General features: G+C 71.2%; 16 protein-coding genes. 9 read left to right on the forward strand and 7 right to left on the reverse strand.

The features are described from left to right. Window positions 1-76: 76 nt before the first annotated feature. A complete protein-coding gene (locus tag OHA37_RS12260; RefSeq protein ID WP_266904559.1) occupies window positions 77-712 on the forward strand; it encodes a hypothetical protein in 636 nt (211 codons plus the stop codon). Window positions 713-836: 124 nt separating this feature from the next. On the opposite strand, the gene OHA37_RS12265 is transcribed toward OHA37_RS12260, so the two are convergent. After that, entirely contained in the window at window positions 837-1,493 is a 657-nt protein-coding gene (locus OHA37_RS12265) for a TetR/AcrR family transcriptional regulator (protein WP_266904561.1), read from the reverse strand. 148 nt (window positions 1,494-1,641) lie between these two features. Here OHA37_RS12265 and OHA37_RS12270 point away from each other — a divergent pair, with 148 nt between their 5' ends. The 5 genes from OHA37_RS12270 to OHA37_RS12290 all read left to right on the forward strand — a co-directional run bounded on the left by OHA37_RS12270 (window position 1,642) and on the right by OHA37_RS12290 (window position 11,270). Continuing rightward, window positions 1,642-3,033, forward strand: a complete 1,392-nt coding sequence (locus OHA37_RS12270) for an MFS transporter (protein WP_266904563.1) — start codon at window positions 1,642-1,644, stop codon at window positions 3,031-3,033. A 158-nt stretch (window positions 3,034-3,191) separates the two neighbouring features. Further along, complete coding sequence (locus OHA37_RS12275) at window positions 3,192-4,994, forward strand: glycoside hydrolase family 3 protein (RefSeq protein WP_266904565.1); 1,803 nt, start codon at window positions 3,192-3,194, stop codon at window positions 4,992-4,994. A gap of 257 nt (window positions 4,995-5,251) precedes the next feature. Continuing rightward, window positions 5,252-5,995 (forward strand): response regulator transcription factor, encoded by a 744-nt coding sequence (locus tag OHA37_RS12280; protein ID WP_266904567.1) that lies wholly within the window; start codon window positions 5,252-5,254, stop codon window positions 5,993-5,995. Next, window positions 5,992-7,086 carry a HAMP domain-containing sensor histidine kinase gene (locus OHA37_RS12285; RefSeq protein WP_443046153.1) on the forward strand — a complete coding sequence of 365 codons (1,095 nt, stop codon included), beginning with the start codon at window positions 5,992-5,994 and terminating at the stop codon, window positions 7,084-7,086. Before OHA37_RS12280 ends, OHA37_RS12285 begins: the two co-directional genes overlap by 4 nt. A gap of 257 nt (window positions 7,087-7,343) precedes the next feature. Next, window positions 7,344-11,270 (forward strand): multifunctional oxoglutarate decarboxylase/oxoglutarate dehydrogenase thiamine pyrophosphate-binding subunit/dihydrolipoyllysine-residue succinyltransferase subunit, encoded by a 3,927-nt coding sequence (locus OHA37_RS12290; RefSeq protein ID WP_266904569.1) that lies wholly within the window; start codon window positions 7,344-7,346, stop codon window positions 11,268-11,270. Between the two features lie 192 nt (window positions 11,271-11,462). On the opposite strand, the gene OHA37_RS12295 is transcribed toward OHA37_RS12290, so the two are convergent. Then, window positions 11,463-12,689, reverse strand: coding sequence for an aKG-HExxH-type peptide beta-hydroxylase (locus OHA37_RS12295; protein WP_266904571.1), 1,227 nt, complete (start codon window positions 12,687-12,689; stop codon window positions 11,463-11,465). Between the two features lie 145 nt (window positions 12,690-12,834). Here OHA37_RS12295 and OHA37_RS12300 point away from each other — a divergent pair, with 145 nt between their 5' ends. Beyond that, on the forward strand, window positions 12,835-13,020 hold the full coding sequence (locus tag OHA37_RS12300; protein ID WP_124439251.1) for a DUF6104 family protein: 186 nt from the start codon (window positions 12,835-12,837) through the stop codon (window positions 13,018-13,020). A 117-nt stretch (window positions 13,021-13,137) separates the two neighbouring features. Here OHA37_RS12300 and sodN read toward each other — a convergent pair whose 3' ends face one another. After that, entirely contained in the window at window positions 13,138-13,533 is a 396-nt protein-coding gene (gene sodN / locus OHA37_RS12305) for a superoxide dismutase, Ni (protein WP_030709803.1), read from the reverse strand. 193 nt (window positions 13,534-13,726) lie between these two features. Between sodN and sodX the strand changes: the two genes are divergently transcribed. Beyond that, complete coding sequence (gene sodX, locus OHA37_RS12310) at window positions 13,727-14,194, forward strand: nickel-type superoxide dismutase maturation protease (protein ID WP_266904588.1); 468 nt, start codon at window positions 13,727-13,729, stop codon at window positions 14,192-14,194. On the opposite strand, the gene OHA37_RS12315 is transcribed toward sodX, so the two are convergent. Beyond that, a complete protein-coding gene (locus tag OHA37_RS12315) occupies window positions 14,098-14,727 on the reverse strand; it encodes a CGNR zinc finger domain-containing protein (protein ID WP_266904590.1) in 630 nt (209 codons plus the stop codon). The two genes, sodX and OHA37_RS12315, sit on opposite strands and share 97 nt — an antisense overlap. A gap of 226 nt (window positions 14,728-14,953) precedes the next feature. Between OHA37_RS12315 and OHA37_RS12320 the strand changes: the two genes are divergently transcribed. Continuing rightward, on the forward strand, window positions 14,954-15,643 hold the full coding sequence (locus OHA37_RS12320) for a class I SAM-dependent methyltransferase (protein WP_266912716.1): 690 nt from the start codon (window positions 14,954-14,956) through the stop codon (window positions 15,641-15,643). 84 nt (window positions 15,644-15,727) lie between these two features. On the opposite strand, the gene OHA37_RS12325 is transcribed toward OHA37_RS12320, so the two are convergent. The 3 genes from OHA37_RS12325 to OHA37_RS12335 all read right to left on the reverse strand — a co-directional run bounded on the left by OHA37_RS12325 (window position 15,728) and on the right by OHA37_RS12335 (window position 18,459). Beyond that, on the reverse strand, window positions 15,728-16,480 hold the full coding sequence (locus OHA37_RS12325) for an amino acid ABC transporter ATP-binding protein (RefSeq protein WP_266912717.1): 753 nt from the start codon (window positions 16,478-16,480) through the stop codon (window positions 15,728-15,730). Between the two features lie 11 nt (window positions 16,481-16,491). Next, a complete protein-coding gene (locus OHA37_RS12330) occupies window positions 16,492-17,442 on the reverse strand; it encodes an amino acid ABC transporter permease (RefSeq protein WP_266904592.1) in 951 nt (316 codons plus the stop codon). 69 nt (window positions 17,443-17,511) lie between these two features. Then, window positions 17,512-18,459, reverse strand: a complete 948-nt coding sequence (locus OHA37_RS12335) for an ABC transporter substrate-binding protein (RefSeq protein ID WP_266904594.1) — start codon at window positions 18,457-18,459, stop codon at window positions 17,512-17,514. Between the last annotated feature and the right edge of the window lie 72 nt (window positions 18,460-18,531).

Genomic DNA, 18,531 nt, shown 5'->3' on the forward strand with positions numbered 1-18,531 from the left:
GGGTGGTGCTGACTCCATACTCGGGGTTCGAGCCGGATACCTGCGGGGGTGGGGCGTGCGAGCACGTGGTGGGCGAGTGGGCTGGGCGACGGCGGCCGTGGCGCTGGCGGTGGTGGCGGCCCTGGGCGGGTGCTCCTCCGGAGGGTCGAAGGACGGGGCCTCACCGGCACCGAACACGAGCACGGGCCAGGGCTCCGGCCCCGCCACGAGCACCCCGTCCGGTACGGCGACGGACGCCCCGGGGACGCCGTCTCCCGGTCAGAGCGCCGGCCAGAGCCCGGACCCGGGCACCGGCACGACCGCTCCCGCCCCGCGGCCCGCGCCGAGCACCTCCGCGCCCGCGCCCGCCCCCAGCGTCTCGCCGCCCGGCGCCGGCGAGACGCTCGTCGCGGTCACCCGTAGCGGGGGCATCGCCGGTAAGAACAGCACCTTGATCATCAAGGGTGACGGATCGTTCCTCCGGCTCAACGCGAAGGCCGAGACGGTCGACCGCGACAAGCTCTCGGCGTCCGCCCTCGCGAAGCTGCGCACCGCACTCCAGAAGGCGGACTTTCCCCGCCTGCCGCGGATCTCGATGCCCGAACAGCCGGTCTTCGACTCGTTCACGTACGCCTTCCGGCACGGTGGCTACGAGGTCGCCGCCGACCAGAGCACGCTGCCGCGACCCCTGCAGGGGGTCCTGAGCGCCCTGCCGCCCTTCGAGCCGCGCTGAAAGCACGTCGAACACACCGCATGCAGTGCACGCACCGCACGCACCGCATGCACCGACCGGGCCTGCCGAGCCGATCCGATCCGATCCGATCCGTCCCCCTACCGCCCCGTCCCTTACCGCCCCGTCACAGCCCCGTCCCCGCCGCCGTGATCTCCCGCAGCCGCCGGTCCAGGTACCCGCGCAGCAGGACCGCCATGTCCACGCCCCCGGGGTCCAGCACCCACTGGATCTGGAACCCGTCCATCACCGCGATGATTTCGCGGCCGACGGCCTCGCAGTCCGTGTCCGCCCGTACCTCGCCGCGCTCCACGCCCGCCCGGATCAGGTCGACGCTGTAGCCGAGGACCCGGTCGTAGCGCTGCCGGAAGTAGGCGTGCGCGGGGTGGCCCGGGTTCCCGGACTCGCCGACCAGCGTGTTGTACATCCGTACGAGACCGGGCCGGCGGGCGTTGTCCTCGGCGAGGGCGACCACCGCGGCGAAGTGCGCGGCGACCGAGGGGACCTCCTCGGCGGGCCCGCTGAAGAGCCGCTCGACATCGTGCTGCTCGCTCTGCGCCAGGACGGACAGCAGCAGGTCCTCCTTGCCGCGGAAGTGGTGCAGCAGGCCGCCCTGGGTGATCCCGCAGTCGTTGGCGATCCGGGCGAGCGAGGAGGCGTGGAAGCCCCACTGCGCGAAGTGCTCGACGGCGGTGTCGAGGATCTTCTGCCGACGGGCGTCGCCCACCGCATACCCGCCCCGCGCGGCTGCCTTGGGGGCCGTTCGACCCTTGTCCTGTGCCATGCGGCCCACCCTAAACCCGGCCGTTTCCGGCCATCCTGACGGAGTGATCCAGCTCACCATATGAAAACCTAGTGAGTGCACGGTTTTCGCGCCTACGGTGAAACCGCCCGGTCGGCGACGAGGCCGACGCGGAGACGTTGGAGCCCCCATGCCGCTCACGCAGGACCCCGGACGCGCACTCGACGCCACCGACCGACCCGATCCGGCCACGCCGGCCAACTCCCCGACCAACACCCCGGTCAACGCCCTGGTCAACGCCCCGGCCGCCTTCCCAGCGGATGCACCCACCGGCGCACCGGCGACCCCCGCAGACACCCCGGCGAACGCCCCCGCCAAGCTGATCTTCGGCCTGGTCGCCGCCCAGCTCGGCGTCTGCATCGCCGTCTTCACCCCGATCGTGGTGACCCTCGCCCTGCGCGTGGCCCAGATCGTCCCGGAGGCGGAGCGCGGGGCCGCCCTCGGCAAGGTGCTCTCCGTCGGAGCGCTCCTCGCCCTCGTCGGCAACCCGCTCTTCGGCGCCCTGTCCGACCGCACGACCAGCCGGTTCGGCCGCCGCCGCCCCTGGCTCGTGGGCGGCATGGCGGTCGCCGCCGTCGGGCTGACCGTCGTCGGCCTCGGCTCCAGCGTCACCGCGCTGCTCATCGGCTGGGCCATCGCGCAGCTCGGCTGCAACGCCGCCCTGTGCATGGTCACCGCCTGCATCCCGGACCTGATCCCGGACCACCAGCGCGGCCGCGTCTCCGGCATGGTCGGCATGATGCTGTCCGTCTCGATGGTGGCGGGCAGCTTCCTCGCGCACCTCTTCACGGACAACATGGCGCTGGCCTTCATCGTCCCGGCCGTCGTCGGCGTCCTCGGGGTGTGCGTGCTGGCCGCCGTGATGCCCGACCGGCCGGCCCGCGCCGAGTCCGTGGCCCCGTACGGCTTCAGGGAGTTCCTGCACAGCTTCTGGGTGAATCCGCGCAAGAACCCCGACTACTCGTGGAACTTCGCGAGCAGGTTCCTGGTCTTCATCGGCATCGCTTGCGTGACCAGCTACCAGGTCTACTTCCTGATGGACCGCCTCGGGGTCGCCGAGGGCGAGGTCGCCTCGAAGATGTTCACCACCACCCTGGTCACCGTCGGCGGCGTGGTGGCCGGCTCCCTCGCCGGCGGCTGGCTGTCCGACGCCACCGGCCGCCGCAAGCCCTTCGTGCTCGCCTCCGCCTTCGTCATCGGCATCGGGCTGCTGCTGATCGCCACCGCGGGCACCTTCGGGATGTTCCTCTTCGCCGTGGCCGTCTTCGGCTTCGGCGAGGGCCTCTACCTCGCGGTCGACGTGGCGCTCGCCGCCGCCGTCCTGCCCGACCCGGAGACGGCTGCCAAGGACATGGGCGTGCTGAACATCGCCAACGCCCTCCCGCAGTCACTGGTCCCGATGCTCGCGCCGTTCGTCCTCGCCATCGGCGGAGGGGGCAACTACGGCGCCCTCTTCCTCGTCGGCGGCATCGCGGCGGCCGTCGGCGCCGCCCTCGTCCAGCTGATCCGCTCCGTCAAATGACGGCCCGGCACCCGACCGGACCCGCCGCCGCCCACGCACCCGGCCCCGCGCCCTCTCCCTCGTGCTCGCACTCGCACTCGCCCGCGCCCTCTCCCTCGCCCGATCAGTCGTCCACCCCCGCGACCTCCCGCACGACCGACCTCCTCAGGAGTCCTGCCATGAACGCCACCCCGACGCCCCCGACCACCCCCGCCCACGCCGACCCCGCAGCCCCGCTCCCCTACCGGGACGCCACCCTCCCCGTCGACGACCGCGTCGAGGACCTGCTCTCCCGCATGACCCTGGAGGAGAAGGCCGGCCAGCTCTTCCACTCGATGCTGATGATGAACCCGGACGGAACCCCGGTCACCGAGACCGACGGCTCGATCCTCCCGTTCACCACCCCCGAGCTGATCGAGGGCCGCCACCTCACCCACTTCAACCTCCTCGGCAGCTACGGCGCCCGCGAGATGGCGACGTGGCAGAACGCCGTCCAGGAGATGGCCGCCGGCACCCGCCTCGGCATCCCGGTGACCCTGTCGACCGACCCCCGGCACTCCTTCACCGACAACGTCGGCGCCTCCTTCAACGCCGGCGCCTTCTCCGCCTGGCCCGAGGCCATCGGACTGGCCGCGATAGGCGACCCGGAGCTGGTCTTCGAGTTCGCCGACATCATGCGGCGCGAGTACCTCTCCGTCGGCTTCCGCGTCGCCCTGCACCCGCAGATCGACCTGGCCACGGAGCCGCGCTGGGCCCGCCAGTCGGGCACCTTCGGCTCGGACGCGAAGCTGACGGGCGAGCTCGTCCAGGCCTACGTACGGGGCCTGCAGGGCGAGACGCTCGGCGCGGCCTCGGTCTCCGCGATGGTCAAGCACTTCCCCGGCGGCGGCCCGCAGAAGGACGGCGAGGACCCGCACTTCGCGCACGGCAAGGAGCAGATCTACCCGGGCGGGATGCGCGAGCACCACCTGGAGCCCTTCAAGGCGGCCATCGCGGCCGGCTGCTCGCAGATGATGCCGTACTACGGCCAGCCCATCGGCACCGACTGGGAAGAGGTCGGCTTCGGCTTCAACAAGGGCGTCGTGACCGGCCTGCTCCGCGAGGAGCTCGGCTTCCAGGGCATCGTGTGCACCGACTGGGGCCTGCTCACCGAGTCGACGATCTTCGGCGAGCCGCACCCGGCCCGCGCCTGGGGCCTGGAGCACCTGAGCGTGTCCGAGCGGGCGGCCCGCGCGCTGGAGGCGGGCTCGGACCAGTTCGGCGGCGAGCAGTGCCCCGCGGTCATCGTGGAGATGGTCCGCTCGGGCCGGGTCACCGAGGCCCGGATCGACGCGTCCGTACGCCGGCTGCTGCGCGAGAAGTTCGTCCTCGGCCTCTTCGAGAACCCGTACGTGGACCCGGACGTGGCGGCCGAGACGGTCGGCCGCGCCGACTTCACGGCGGCCGGCGCGGCGGCCCAGCGGCGCTCCCTGACGGTGCTCGCCAACACCGGGAAGACCCTGCCGGTCTCCGGCCGGCCGAAGCTGTACGTCAAGGACGTGGACGCGGAGGTCGCGGCGGCGTACGGGGACGTCGTGTCCGACCCGGCCGAGGCGGACCTGGCGGTGCTGCGGCTGCGCACCCCGCACGAGCCCCGCACCAACATCTTCGAGTCGTTCTTCCACTCGGGTTCGCTGGCCTTCCCCGAGCCGGAGCTCACCGAGATCCTGTCCCTCCTGGACACCGTCCCGACCCTGGTCTGCATCAACCTGGAGCGGGCCGCGGTGATCCCCGAGATCGCGGAGCGGGCGGCGGCGCTGATCGCGGACTACGGGGCTTCGGACGCCGCGCTCCTGGACGTGGCCTTCGGCAGGGCGGCCGCCGGGGGGCGGCTGCCCTTCGAGCTCCCGCGCTCCATGGAGGCGGTGGCGGCCTCCCGCCCGGACGTCCCGAACGACACCGAGAACCCGGTGTTCCCGTACGGCCACGGCCTGACCCTGTAGCCCTGCGGGGCCGTCCCCTACCCGCCCTTCCACCGTTCCCCGGGCCGCCCCGGACCAGTGAAGACCCCGGGGCTCCGCCCCGGACCCCGCGCCTCAAACGCCGTCGAGGCTGGATTTCCCAGCCCGTCGGCGTTTGAATCGCAGGCCCGGGGGCAAGGGCTCGGGCAACGAACCCCGCGCAGCGAACCCGTCATAGCCGGAGCTCGACCGCTCCTCTACGCTGCACCCCTACCACGCGGGATCTTCAGGGGCGGGACATGGAACAGACGCACACCACCACCCACAACGGCGCCGCGGCCACCCCCGGCGCGCAGCGCCGGGTGCTCGTCGTCGAGGACGACCACACCATCGCGGAGGCCATCGCGGCGCGGCTCCGCGCCGAGGGCTTCCAGGTCCAGACGGCGGCGGACGGGCCGGCGGCCGTCGCCGCGGCCGAGAGCTGGCTGCCGGAGCTGCTGGTCCTGGACGTCATGCTGCCGGGCTTCGACGGCCTGGAGGTCTGCCGCCGGGTCCAGGCGCAGCGGCCCGTTCCGGTGCTCATGCTCACGGCCCGGGACGACGAGACCGACATGCTCGTCGGCCTCGGGGTCGGCGCCGACGACTACATGACCAAGCCCTTCTCGATGCGCGAGCTGGCCGCGCGGGTCCACGTACTGCTGCGGCGGGTGGAGCGGGCCACGCTGGCCGCGCACGCCCCGCGCGGGGCCACCCTGCGCCTCGGCGATCTGGAGATCGACCACGCGCAGCGCCGGGTCCGGGTGCACACCGAGGACGTGCACCTGACGCCGACGGAGTTCGACCTGCTGGTGTGCCTGGCCGGGACCCCGCGGGCGGTGCTCTCGCGGGAGCAGCTGCTCGCCGAGGTGTGGGACTGGGCCGACGCGTCCGGGACCCGTACGGTCGACAGCCACATCAAGGCGCTGCGCCGGAAGATCGGCGCCGAGCGGATCCGTACGGTCCACGGCGTCGGGTACGCCCTGGAGACCCCGGCTCAGTCGTGAGCGGCCACCGGCCGCAGGGACAGCGGCCGCCCGGGGTGCTGCGGCCCTTCTCCCCGTTCTCGATCAAGACCAAGCTGGGCACGCTCGTGGTGGTGTCGGTCTTCATCACCACGGGCCTGCTGATGGTGGCGCTGCGCACGGCCACCGAAGTGCGCTTCATCACGGTGTTCTCGGTGATCGCCTCGATGCTGATCACCCAGTTCGTGGCGCACAGCCTGACGGCGCCGCTGGACGACATGACCACCGTGGCCCGGGCGATATCCCACGGGGACTACACCCGCCGGGTGCGCGGGGCGGGCCGCCGCGACGAGTTGGGCGACCTGGCCGCCACCATCAATCTGATGGCGGACGACCTGGAGGCGGTGGACCGGCACCGCAAGGAGCTCGTCGCCAACGTCTCGCACGAGCTGCGCACCCCGATCGCGGCCCTGCGGGCGGTACTGGAGAACGTGGTGGACGGGGTCTCCGCCGCCGACCCGGAGACCATGCGCACGGCCCTGAAGCAGACCGAGCGGCTCGGCCGGCTGGTGGAGACCCTGCTGGACCTCTCCCGCGTGGACAACGGGGTGGTGCCGCTGCGGGCCCGCCGCTTCGAGGTGTGGCCGTACCTGTCGGGGGTGCTGAAGGAGTCGGGCCTGGCGGCCGCCGGCCGGCCGGGGCTGTCCTCCGGCTCGGGCGGGCACACCCGCAACGACGTCCACCTCCACCTGGACGTCTCCCCGCCGGACCTGACGGCGTACGCGGACGCCGAGCGGCTGCACCAGGTGGTGGCGAACCTGATCGACAACGCGGTCAAGCACAGCCCCCCGCACGGCCGGGTCACGGTCCACGCCCGGGCGGGCGACGCGCCCGGGGGCCTGGTGCTCGAAGTGCGGGACGAAGGTCCCGGAATTCCGGAGGCCGAGCGCCACCGGGTCTTCGAGCGGTTCAACCGGGGCAGCGCGAGGGGCGGCGACGGCGGCACGGGCCTGGGCCTGGCCATCGCCCGCTGGGCGGTCGGCCTGCACGGGGGCCACATCGGAGTGGCCGAATCCTCACGGGGCTGCCGGATCCTTGTCACACTTCCGGGCAGCTCGCAGGCGTCCAGTTGACGTAGGGTTCGAGTGGGAAGGACATGATCTCGGCCACACGCGCCGGGGTCCGTCAGGGGTGCGAAGCCAGGGGGCCGCAACCGCGGTGCCTCCTGCCCGAACCACGCTTGTTTCCCGCCATTCCTGGTGGTGAAACCCGCCGTTCGATGTGACCTACGCGACGTAAGTCCCGCCCGGTCTGCATCTCACGGCCCGGGAGGCGTAGCCTTTATTCCCGCTGTCCATACCTTGTGAAGCGGAAGAGGGCGGTTGCCGCCGTGTCGCCACAGTCCCCCAGTAACTCGAGCACCACGACCGAAGCAGCAGGAGACGGGAAGAACCCCGCCCCGGGCTTCGGCGCGAATGAGTGGCTCGTCGACGAGATCTATCAGCAGTACCTCCAGGACCCGAACTCGGTCGACCGGGCCTGGTGGGACTTCTTCGCCGACTACAAGCCGGGTGGCGCTGTCGCTCCGGTGAAGGCGGATAAGCCCACGGACCGGCCCGCTCCCCCCGCCGCGACGACGACGGACGGCGCCTCCGCACAGGCCGCCGCCCCCGTCACCGCCACGGCACCGCAGGCTTCCGACGCCGCCGCATCGGGGGCGGCCACGCAGGCCACCTCCGGCGCCGCGCCCACGACGCCCGTGTCAGCACCTGCCCCTGTACCTGCCACCCCCTCTGGTGCCCCTGCTGTGACTGTCACCTCCCAGGCCCCGGCCGCCGCCGCACCGGCAGCCCCCGCCTCCCAGGCCGCTCCGGCCACCACCCCCTCCGTAGCCCCGCAGAAGGCCGCGCCCGCCACCGAGGCCCCTGCCGGCCCCGAACTGGTGACGCTCCGCGGCCCGGCGGCTGCCGTGGTCAAGAACATGAACGCCTCGCTGGAAGTGCCGACGGCCACGTCCGTCCGCGCCGTCCCGGTGAAGCTGCTGTTCGACAACCGCATCGTCATCAACAACCACCTCAAGCGCGCCCGGGGCGGGAAGATCTCCTTCACCCACCTCATCGGCTTCGCGATGGTGCAGGCCATCAAGGCCATGCCGTCCATGAACTACTCCTTCGCGGAGAAGGACGGCAAGCCGACCCTGGTCAAGCCGGAGCACATCAACTTCGGCCTCGCGATCGACCTGGTGAAGCCCAACGGCGACCGCCAGCTCGTCGTCGCCGGCATCAAGAAGGCCGAGACCCTCAACTTCTTCGAGTTCTGGCAGGCCTACGAGGACATCGTCCGCCGGGCCCGCATCGGCAAGCTGACGATGGACGACTTCACCGGGGTGACGGTCTCCCTGACCAACCCCGGCGGCCTGGGCACCGTCCACTCCGTGCCCCGCCTGATGCCCGGACAGTCGGTCATCATGGGCGTCGGCTCCATGGACTACCCCGCCGAGTTCCAGGGCACCTCGCAGGACACCCTGAACAAGCTGGGCATCTCCAAGGTCATGACCCTGACCTCGACCTACGACCACCGGGTCATCCAGGGCGCGGCCTCCGGCGAGTTCCTGCGGATCGTCGCGAACATGCTGCTCGGCGAGAGCGGCTTCTACGACGACGTCTTCGAGGCGCTGCGCATCCCGTACGAGCCGGTCCGCTGGCTCCGGGACATCGACGCCTCGCACGACGACGACGTCACGAAGGCCGCCCGCGTCTTCGAGCTGATCCACTCCTACCGGGTCCGCGGCCACGTCATGGCCGACACCGACCCGCTGGAGTACAAGCAGCGCAAGCACCCCGACCTCGACATCACCGAGCACGGCCTCACCCTGTGGGACCTGGAGCGCGAGTTCGCGGTCGGCGGCTTCTCCGGCAAGTCGATGATGAAGCTGCGCGACATCCTCGGCGTGCTGCGCGACTCGTACTGCCGCACCACCGGCGTCGAGTTCATGCACATCCAGGACCCCAAGCAGCGCCGCTGGATCCAGGACCGCATCGAGCGCCCGCACTCCAAGCCGGAGCGCGAGGAGCAGCTGCGCATCCTGCGCCGCCTGAACGCGGCGGAGGCCTTCGAGACCTTCCTGCAGACGAAGTACGTCGGCCAGAAGCGCTTCTCCCTGGAGGGCGGCGAGTCCGTCATCCCGCTGCTCGACGCCGTCATCGACTCGGCCGCCGAGGCCCGCCTCGAAGAGGTCGCGATCGGCATGGCCCACCGCGGCCGCCTGAACGTGCTCGCGAACATCGTCGGCAAGTCGTACGCGCAGATCTTCCGCGAGTTCGAGGGCAACCTCGACCCGAAGTCCATGCACGGCTCCGGCGACGTCAAGTACCACCTGGGCGCCAACGGCACCTTCACGGGCCTGGACGGGGAGCAGATCAAGGTCTCGCTCGTCGCCAACCCCTCGCACCTGGAGGCGGTGGACCCGGTCCTGGAGGGCGTCGTCCGCGCCAAGCAGGACATCATCAACAAGGGCGGCACGGACTTCACGGTCCTGCCCGTCGCCCTGCACGGCGACGCGGCCTTCGCGGGCCAGGGCGTCGTCGCCGAGACGCTGAACATGTCGCAGCTGCGCGGCTACCGCACCGGCGGCACCGTGCACGTGGTCATCAACAACCAGGTCGGCTTCACCGCCGCCCCGGAGTCCTCGCGTTCCTCGATGTACGCGACCGACGTCGCCCGCATGATCGAGGCGCCGATCTTCCACGTGAACGGCGACGACCCGGAAGCGGTCGTCCGCATTGCCCGCCTGGCCTTCGAGTTCCGCCAGGCGTTCAACAAGGACGTGGTCATCGACCTCATCTGCTACCGCCGCCGCGGTCACAACGAGTCGGACAACCCGGCGTTCACCCAGCCGCTGATGTACGACCTGATCGACAAGAAGCGCTCGGTGCGCAAGCTGTACACCGAGTCCCTCATCGGTCGCGGCGACATCACCCTGGAAGAGGCGGAGCAGGCGCTCCAGGACTTCCAGGGCCAGCTGGAGAAGGTCTTCGCGGAGGTCCGCGAGGCCGCCACGCAGCCCGCGGCCGCCCTGGTGGCGCCCGCCCAGGTCGCGCAGGAGTTCCCGGTCGCCGTGAACACCGCGATCTCCCAGGAGGTCGTCAAGCGGATCGCCGAGGCCCAGGTCAACATCCCGGACACGGTCACCGTCCACCCGCGTCTGCTGCCGCAGCTGCAGCGCCGCGCGGCGATGATCGACGACGGCACCATCGACTGGGGCATGGGCGAGACCCTGGCCTTCGGTTCGCTGCTGATGGAGGGCACCCCGGTCCGGCTGTCCGGCCAGGACTCCCGCCGCGGCACCTTCGGCCAGCGCCACGCGGTCCTCATCGACCGGGAGACCGGCGAGGACTACACCCCGCTGCTCTACCTCGCGGACGACCAGGCCCGCTACAACGTCTACGACTCGCTGCTCTCCGAGTACGCGGCCATGGGCTTCGAGTACGGCTACTCGCTGGCCCGCCCGGACGCGCTGGTCCTCTGGGAGGCCCAGTTCGGCGACTTCGTCAACGGCGCGCAGACCGTCGTCGACGAGTTCATCTCCTCGGCCGAGCAGAAGTGGGGCCAGACGTCCGGCGTCACGCTCCTCCTCCCGCACGGGTACGAGGGCCAGGGCCCGGACCACTCCTCCGCCCGCCCGGAGCGCTTCCTGCAGATGTGCGCGCAGGACAACATGACGGTCGCGATGCCGACCCTTCCGTCGAACTACTTCCACCTCCTGCGGTGGCAGGTCCACAACCCGCACCACAAGCCGCTCATCGTCTTCACCCCGAAGTCGATGCTGCGTCTGAAGGCGGCGGCGTCGAAGGCGGAGGAGTTCACGACCGGTTCGTTCCGTCCGGTCATCGGCGACACGCGGGTCTCCTCCGGAGCCGGTGACCCGAACGACATCCGCAAGGTCGTCTTCTGCGCGGGCAAGGTCTACTACGACCTCGAGGCCGAGCGGGAGAAGCGCGGCATCACGGACACCGCGATCATCCGCATCGAGCGCCTGTACCCCCTCCCGGGTGCGGAGCTCCAGGCGGAGATCGCCAAGTTCCCGAACGCGGCGAAGTACATCTGGGCCCAGGAGGAGCCGGCGAACCAGGGCGCGTGGCCCTTCATCGCGCTCAACCTGATCGACCACCTCGACCTGGCGGTCGGCGCGGACATCCCGGCCGGCGAGCGCCTGCGCCGCATCTCCCGCCCGCACGGCTCGTCCCCGGCGGTCGGCTCGGCCAAGCGCCACCAGGCGGAGCAGCAGCTCCTCCTGAACGAGGTCTTCGAGGCCTGAGCACTGCGCTTGCTCGAACCCGGAAGGCCCGGCCCCCCTCGGGGGGCCGGGCCTTCCGGCGATCCGGTCCGCTTACGCCGGCGAGGCTGGTTTTCCAGCCCGTCCGGCGTTTGAGGACCGGGGTCCGGGGCGGAGCCCCGGGGAACGGTGGAAGGGCGGGCAGGGGGCGGCCCCGCGCAGCGGCCCACCCCGTCAGCCGGACGCGTACGGAGCCAGGTTCGGGTGCGCCGCACACCAGGCCAGCCGGTCCCGCTCGACCACCCCGCGGGCCACCGCATACCGAGACCCCGGCGCCGGCACCCCGTCCATGCCCCGCTCCGCCGCAACCATCGCCCCGACGAACACCCGCCCACCGCCGGTGAGTTCCGGGCACGCGTCCAGGACGGGCAGCACCGCCGCCACCTGAGCCCGCACCCGCGCGTGCTGCGCCCAAGCCCCCCTGGCCCCGTAGAGCGCCGCGCGCTGCCAGTAGCCCGCCAGCCCGAGGTGCGCGTACGCGCCCCGCAGGAGCCCCTCCAGCGGCCGTGGATCGGCCCGCCAGGGTGCCCAGTACCGCGCGGAGCCGTCGGCGGTGTGCAGCGGGAGCGCCTCCGCCAGGGCCGCCAGCTTGCCGTGCTGCACCTCGAACACGAGGGTCGCGGCCAGCGCGGGCGGCGGCTGCGCCCGCGCCAGGACGGAGCCCGCCGCCGCGGGCAGGGTTCCGCCGTAGGACCGGGAGCTGCCGGACAGCGGGACCACGCAGCGCAGCAGCAGCCCGGCCTCCTCCGCGCGGGCGGTGTTGTAGCGCCTCAGCAGGGTGAGGGCTCCGGACCACTGGGTGTCCCAGCGCTTGTGCCCCCTGGGGGTGAGCCGGCGCGCGGCGGGCACCGTACCCGAGGCGCGGTACGGGTCCAAGTCGTCCAGGGCGGTCCGCCCGTCGGGCAGTGCGTGCAGGGCCAGCGCCTCCGGGCTCCCGGGGTCCCAGGAGCCCTCGCTCAGGGCGAGCGGGCCCGGCCGGTCGGGGCGCAGCACTCCGAGGGTGGGCAGCGCGAGGCGTCCGTGCGCGGGCCGCAGCGTGATCTTGAAGCCGATCCCGGCGCGCAGCGCCGCGGCGGCGGCGAGCGCCCCGAGGTGTCCGAGGTCGGCGGGCGGCCCGTGCCGCGTGCGCAGCCGGCGCAGCGTCTCCTCGGCCCACACCCCGGTGGCCGGATAGTGCACCACGTCGGCCACCGCAGCGGGGTCCCGGCGCCCGGCCTCCTCCAGCAGGGCCCAGTGCTCGGCCGCCTCCCCGGTACGGGCGGCGGGCAGCGCCCCGAGCTCCCGCAGCAGCCACAGCCGCCGGGCCCGCCGTACGCCGCGCACGAGCGCGGTCCCTTCGGCGGACGGCTCGGTGGAACCGAGTGCCCGCAGCACGCCGTCGCTCGGCTCGGGGTGATCCATGCATACCTCCCGCCGCGGACCCTCCATCCCTGCCCGGGAGAGGGGCTCCGCGAACGGCGGAAAGCGGTCAGGTCCGGCCGCGGCGGGGCGGCGGATTATCCTGGCGTGACACACCCGAACACCCGACCACCGCACGGAGCCCGACTTGTACTTCACCGATCGCGGCATCGAGGAGCTGGAGAAGCGGCGCGGCGAGGAGGAGGTCACCTTCGAGTGGCTCGCCGAGCAGCTGCGCGCCTTCGTCGACCTGAACCCGGACTTCGAGGTCCCGGTGGAACGCCTCGCCACCTGGCTGGCCCGCCTGGACGACGAGGACGAGGACGACGAGTAGGACGAGGACGACGAGGACGCGCAGGACGCGCGGCACGACGAAGGGGCCCGACCGCAGTGCGGTCGGGCCCCTTCGTCATCGTCCCGCGGGACAAGGCCGATCAGGCGAGGAGCCTGATCAGGCGGCCTTGGTCTCCCAGAAGATGCGGTCGATCTCGGCGATGAGCTCCAGCGCCTTGGCGCCGGTCGCCGGGTCGTTCGACGCCTTGGCGGCCGAGAGGGCCTTCAGGGTGTCGTTGACCAGGGTGTGCAGCTGCGGGTACTTCTCGAAGTGCGGCGGCTTGAAGTAGTCGCTCCACAGCACGGAAACGTGGTGCTTCGCGAGCTCGGCGCGCTGCTCCTTGATGGTGATGGCGCGCGCGCGGAAGTCGGCGTCGTCGTTGGCCTGGTACTTCTCCTGCACGGCCTTGACGGACTCGGCCTCGATGCGGGCCTGGGCAGGGTCGTACACGCCGCACGGAAGATCGCAGTGGGCGGAGACCTTCGCCTTGGGGGCGAAGAGGCGGGAAAGCATGGAGTTTGTCCTCCTCGTGATCGTCTTCTCAAGGGGGAGATTACTCCGTGAGAAAGACGATTTCGCGGGCGCCCCCGTGCGGTTGGGACAAAAGTCCAGGGGTGTGCCCGGGCCGGTGACCGAATGTACGGAAGAGTGCGGCAGCATGCGGGGTGGCACGAAGAGTGGTCGGGCGCGGTCAAGGAGGTCTCGGATGGCGGGGAGCACGCGCTCGCGCGGCCGGACGCGGGAGTGGGAATCGCCGTTGAAGCAGATCGGCACCGTGGAGGTGAGCGGCCCCTCGATGGCGCCGACCCTGGAGAGCGGGGACCAGGTTCTGGTCCGCTACGGGGCACCCGTGCGGCCGGGCCACGTGGTGGTGCTGCGCCACCCCTTCCAGCAGGACCTGCTGGTCGTCAAGCGGGCGGTGGAGCGGCGCCCGGGCGGCTGGTGGGTGCTGGGCGACAACCCGTACAACGAGACGGGCGACAGCACGGACTACGGGGCGGTCCCCGACGAGCTCGTGCTGGCGACCGCGGTGGCCCGCTTCCGGCCGCGCCCCCGGCCGGAGCACGCGGCGCAGGATCAGCGCTCGGTGAGGGCGTGGCTCTCCTGGGCTTCCTCGGCGCTGCGCCCGCTGCGGGCGGACCCCTCGGCCTCCAGGCGCTTGCGGGCGCGGTAGGCGGCGACGTTGGCGCGCGTGGCGCACCGGTCGGAGCAGTAGCGCCGGGAGCGGTTGGTGGAGGTGTCGAGGTAGGCGTTGCGGCAGGGCGGGGCCTGGCAGAGGCCGAGCCGGTCGGGGCCGTGCTCGGTGAGGTGGAAGGCCAGCCCGAAGCACGCGATCGCGGCGTAGCCCGCGGAGGCGTTGGAGGGGTGGTCGGCCAGGTGGATGTGCCAGTGCGGGCCGCCGTGCTCACCGACCGTCTCGTGGCCGGAAACCTGGGGGCTGACCGGGAACTCCATGAGCAGGGAGTTCAGCAGGTCGACGGCGAGGACGTGGTCGCCGCCGTCGGCGGCCTCGAAGACGGTGCGCAGCCGGCCGCGGACGTTGCGGAAGCGGGTGACGTCACCGTCCGTGACCCGGCGGGCCATCTGCACGCTGGCGCCGAAGAGGGCGCGGACGGCGTCCACTGAGGTCAGCGAGTCCTTGTTGCGGGCCGGCTCCTCGGTGTTGACCAGGCGCACGGCATAGTCCGAGTAATGGGCCAGTTCCACTTGTAGTCCTTACGGCTGCGGATTAGTGTCTCCGGTAACGGCTGAGACATGTTCGAGGGTATTACGCGTGGAGGATTTCGTGGCGGATACGGCAAGCTCTGATACGGCACGCCCCGAGACCGCATCGTCCGGTACGGCATCGCCCGACGGCTCCGGTACGGCATCGCCCGACCGCGGGAACTGGCAGGCCTGGCAGGACAGCTGGGACCGCCAGCAGGAGTGGTACATGCCGGACCGCGAGGAGCGGTTCCGCGTGATGCTGGACATGGTGGAGGCGCTGGTCGGCTCCGCCCCCCGGGTGCTCGATCTCGCGTGCGGTACGGGAAGCATCACGGACCGCGTCCTGAAGCGGTTCCCGCAATCCACCAGTACGGGAGTCGATCTGGACCCCGCGCTGTTGACGATCGCCCGGGGCCACTTCGCGGGCGACCCCCGCGTCACCTTCGTGACCGCCGACCTCAAGGACCCGGACTGGCGCTCGGCCCTCCCCCACGACTCTTACGACGCCGTCCTGACGGCCACCGCCCTGCACTGGCTGCCGAGCAAGGACCTCGCCGTCCTCTACGGGCAGCTCCCGTCCCTGCTGCGCGTCGGCGGGGTGTTCATGAACGCCGACCACATGCCCGACCCCACCACCCCTCGGATCAACGCCGCCGAGCGCGCCCACCGGCACGGCGGCATGGACCGGGCGAAGGCGGCCGGGGCGCTGGACTGGCGCGAGTGGTGGGAGCTCGCGGCCGGCGACCCGGAGCTCGCCGAGCCGACGAAGGCCCGCTTCGAGATCTACGGGGATCACGCCGACGGCGACACCCCTCCGGAGTCCTGGCACGCGGCCACGCTGCGCGACGCCGGCTTCGCGGAGGCCCGTACGGTCTGGCGCTCGCCCTCCGACGGGCTGGTGCTGGCGCTGAAGTAGGCCGGGGCCCGCAGCGCGGGCCGGTCATGCGCGAGGGGCGGTACGGATGTCCGTACCGCCCCTCACGCGTGGAACGCCGCCGTCCTAGAGGACCTTCGAGAGGAAGGCCTTCGTGCGGTCGTGCTGCGGGTTGCCCAGGACCTCGCGGGGGTGGCCGGATTCGACCACGACGCCGCCGTCCATGAAGACGAGGTTGTCGCCGACCTCGCGGGCGAAGCCCATCTCGTGGGTCACCACGATCATGGTCATGCCCGACTCGGCCAGGTCCCGCATGACGTCGAGGACGTCACCGACGAGCTCCGGGTCGAGCGCCGAGGTGGGCTCGTCGAAGAGCATCAGCTTCGGCTCCATGGCCAGCGCGCGGGCGATGGCCACGCGCTGCTGCTGGCCGCCGGAGAGCTGGGTGGGGTAGTTCCCGCCCTTGTCGCCGAGGCCGACCCGGTCCAGGAGCTTGACGGCGCGCGCCCGCGCGACCGCCTTGCTCTCGCCCTTGACCATGACCGGGGCTTCCATGACGTTCTCGATGGCCGTCATGTGCGGGAAGAGGTTGAAGCGCTGGAAGACCATGCCGATGTCCCGGCGCTGGGCCGCGACCTCGCTGTCCTTGAGCTCGTAGAGCTTTCCGGCCTTCTCCTTGTAGCCGACCAGCCGGCCGTCCACCGAGAGCCGCCCGGCGTTGATGCGCTCCAGGTGGTTGATGCAGCGCAGGAAGGTGGACTTGCCGGAGCCGGACGGGCCGACCAGGCAGAACACCTCGCGCGGGGCGACTTCGAGGTCGATGCCCCGGAGGATGTGCGCGGGGCCGTACGACTTGTGGACGGCCTCGGCCTTGACCATCGGCTGGGCGGTCACTTCGCCACCTCCGTACGGCGGAACATGTTCAGGTTGGCGCGCAGCCGCTGGAGCGGCGTGGGCGGCAGGGAGCGCAGCGAACCGCGTGCGTAGCGGCGCTCCAGGTAGTACTGGCCGACGCTGAACACGCTGGTCAGGGCCAGGTACCAGATGGAGGCGACGAACAGCATCTCCATGATGGCGCCGGCCGTGGACCCGATGTTCGACGAGGCCCGCAGGAGCTCCGTGTACTGGACCGCGGACACCAGGGACGAGGTCTTCAGCATGTTGATGAACTCGTTGCCCGACGGCGGGATGATCACGCGCATCGCCTGCGGGAGCACCACGCGGCGCATCGTCTGCGTCTGGGTCATGCCCAGCGCGTGCGAGGCCTCGCTCTGGCCCTCGTCGACGGACTGGATGCCCGCACGGACGATCTCCGCCATGTACGCGCCCTCGTTCAGGCCGAGGCCCAGGAGCGCGACCATGAACGGGGTCATCAGTTCGACGGTCTCTTGCTTGTAGATCGGTCCGAGGTTCACGTACTGGAAGATCAGCGACAGGTTGAACCACACCAGCAGCTGTACGTAGACCGGGGTACCGCGGAAGAACCAGATGTAGAGCCACGCGACGGTGTTCGTCACCGGGTTCTTCGAGAGACGCATGACCGCGAAGAGGATGCCGAGCACCAGGCCCAGCGCCATCGCGGACACACTGATGATCACCGTGTTGCCCAGGCCGGCGATGATCGAGGGATCGAAGAGCTTGTCTCCGACCGTCTTCCAGATCACGTTGCCCTGCGAGAAGGCGTAAACCAGCCAGCCCAGCAGTACGACGACCACCGCACCGCTGATCCAGCGGCCGTAGTGCCGCACGGGAATTGCCTTGATGGCCTCGTACGGGGTACCCGAGGCGCCGGGTCCGGCCGGCGGGGTTGCGGCCGGACCCTTGTCGATCTTGTCAGTCACAATGACTGCCCTTCAGTGGAGCTCAGGAACCAGGGACCGGGGGCACGTGCGCCCGCCGGTCCGCACGGGTCACTTGCCTGCGTTGACCGTCGCCGACTGCACGGCGCTGTCCTTGACGTTCCACTTCTCCAGGACCTTGGCGTAGGAGCCGTCCTTGATGATCGCGTCGAGGGCCTGCTTCAGGGCGTCGCGCAGCTGGGTGTTCTCCTTGCTGACGCCGATGCCGAAGAGGCCGACGTCGGACTGCGCGCCGCCGACCTCGAAGTCGTTGCCGCCGCCCGAGGTCTTCGCGATGTACGCGGCGACCGGGAAGTCGTTCAGGTCGGCCACGGCGCCGCCGGCCTTGACGCGGGTCTGGGCCTCGGCGTCGGTGTCGAAGGACTCGATGGTGAGCTTCTTGTCACCGCACTTCGTGGCCTGGGCCTTGAAGGTGTCTTCGTAGATCGTGCCGCGCTGGACGGCGACGGTCTTGCCGCAGAGGTCGTCGAGGGACTTGATGCCCTGCGGGTTGCCCTTCTTGACGAGGAGCGAGACGCCGGAGGAGAAGTAGTCGACGAAGTCGATCCCCTTGCCGATCTGCTTGCCCTCGTCGTCGAGGCCCTTCTGGCGCTTCTCGTTGTCCGTGACCGAGGACATGATCGCGTCCTGGCGGCCGGAGTAGATCGAGGTGATCAGACCGTCGAAGCTGCCCGAGGTGAACTCGAACTTCACACCGAGCTGCTTGCCCAGGGCCTCGGCGATGTCGGGGTCGACACCGACGATCTTGCCGCCCTCGGTGAACTCCATCGGCGCGTACGCCGCGTCCGTGCCGACCTTGATGACACCCGCGTCCTGGATCTTCTTCGGCAGAGCCGAGAAGAGGGGGGCGGCGTTGGACTTCGTGGCGTCGCCGGACCCCTTCTTCTCCGTCTGGTCTCCACAGCCGGTGAGGATCAGGGCGCCGGCGACCGCGATCGCGCCGACCGCGGCGATCCGGGACCGGGCGGCGGTCGTACGACGGGTGGTGCTTGCGGTCATGAGCTGGTTCCTCCGGCAGGTGGAAAGCATCGATATGCGGTCGGGCACGCCCCATCGAGTGTCGCGACCTTG

It is taken from the genome of Streptomyces sp. NBC_00335 (assembly GCF_036127095.1).
Lineage (GTDB): Bacteria > Actinomycetota > Actinomycetes > Streptomycetales > Streptomycetaceae > Streptomyces.